A 1,454-nucleotide genomic window follows, 5' to 3' on the forward strand; every position below is an offset into this window, starting at 1 on the left:
GGGTGGATTCAATCGGTCGTCGCAACACCTCAATCATGGAGGTGTTCGATGGGACGACCGAAGGGGTGGACAACAGAACGGACGGGGCGAGCGCCGATGCGCTCGCCAGGGCGTCCTCAGATCAATCAACGGCAAACCAGGCAATCATTTTGGGAGTGCATTTCGGCGGGTTTATCGAGCGAAGATGCGGCACAGGCCTGCGGCGTCTCCGGGCCCTTGGGACCGCGCTGGTTCCGCGAAGCTGGCGGGATGCCACCAATTACCTTGGAGCCCCCTTCGGGGCGGTATTTATCATTCTCCGAGCGAGAAGACATTGCACTTTTGCGAGCTCAGGAATACGGAGTTCGGGAGATCGCCCGGCAACTGGGGCGCTCGCCATCGACGATCTCTCGCGAGTTGGTTCGTAACGCGGCCACCCGTGGCGGCACATTGCAGTACCGAGCGACGGTCGCCCAGTGGAAGGCCGAGAGAGCGGCGCAGCGCCCCAAGGTGACCAAACTTGCGAAGAACAAGCAACTGCAGGCATACGTGCAAGAGCGGCTTGCCGGTGCCATGCGGGATGCCCATGGCAAGCGAATCCCCGGTCCCAGCGTCCCTTGGAAGGGACGACGCCACGGTCGCCGGGCAGACCGACGTTGGGGCACCAGTTGGAGCCCGGAGCAGATCAGTCGCCGATTGCAACTGGACTTCCCGGATGATGCGTCCATGCGGGTCTCTCATGAAGCCATCTACCAGGCGCTCTACATTCAAGGTCGTGGCGCATTGAAACGCGAGCTGTGCGCCTGCCTGCGCACTGGCCGCGCGCTTCGGGTGCCTCGCGCCAGAACACAGCAACGCGGCAAGCAGTTCATCACGTCCGAGTTGCTGATCAGTCAGCGTCCGCCTGAGGTCGCCGACCGTGCCGTTCCGGGCCACTGGGAGGGGGACCTGATCATCGGACTGAACAGTTCTGCGATCGGCACCTTGGTCGAACGCACGACCCGATTCACGATGCTGCTGCACTTGCCGCCGATGGCCGGTCACGTTCCAGGCGCCCACATCAAGAACGGCCCTGCCATGACCGGTCATGGTGCAGAGGCGGTGCGCGATGCTATTGCGGCAAAGATTGCGACGCTGCCACAACAGCTGGGCAAGTCGTTGACCTGGGACCAGGGGGCGGAGATGGCACAGCATGCACAGCTGCGAATCGAGACAGGGATGACCATCTACTTCTGCGATCCGAGAAGCCCCTGGCAGCGCGGCACCAACGAGAACACGAACGGATTGCTGCGGCAGTACTTCCCGAAGGGCACCGACATGAGCAGGTATCGCGAGCGCGAACTCGACGCAGTAGCCGACACCCTCAATGGAAGGCCTCGTAAAACCCTGGGCTGGAGAACGCCTGCCGAAGCGCTGAATGCCCTACTATCCGACGCTCAAGCAACTCGTGTTGCGACGACTCCTTGAACCCAAGC

At 62.3% G+C, this 1,454-nt stretch carries 1 protein-coding gene; it reads left to right on the forward strand.

The window, feature by feature from the left end; genetic code table 11:
* The first annotated feature begins 48 nt into the window (after positions 1–48).
* On the forward strand, positions 49–1,446 hold the full coding sequence (locus WKW82_RS40485; protein ID WP_340348843.1) for an IS30 family transposase: 1,398 nt from the start codon (positions 49–51) through the stop codon (positions 1,444–1,446).
* Positions 1,447–1,454 lie beyond the last annotated feature (8 nt).

Source organism: Variovorax rhizosphaerae, from assembly GCF_037889975.1.
Lineage (GTDB): Bacteria > Pseudomonadota > Gammaproteobacteria > Burkholderiales > Burkholderiaceae_C > Variovorax > Variovorax rhizosphaerae.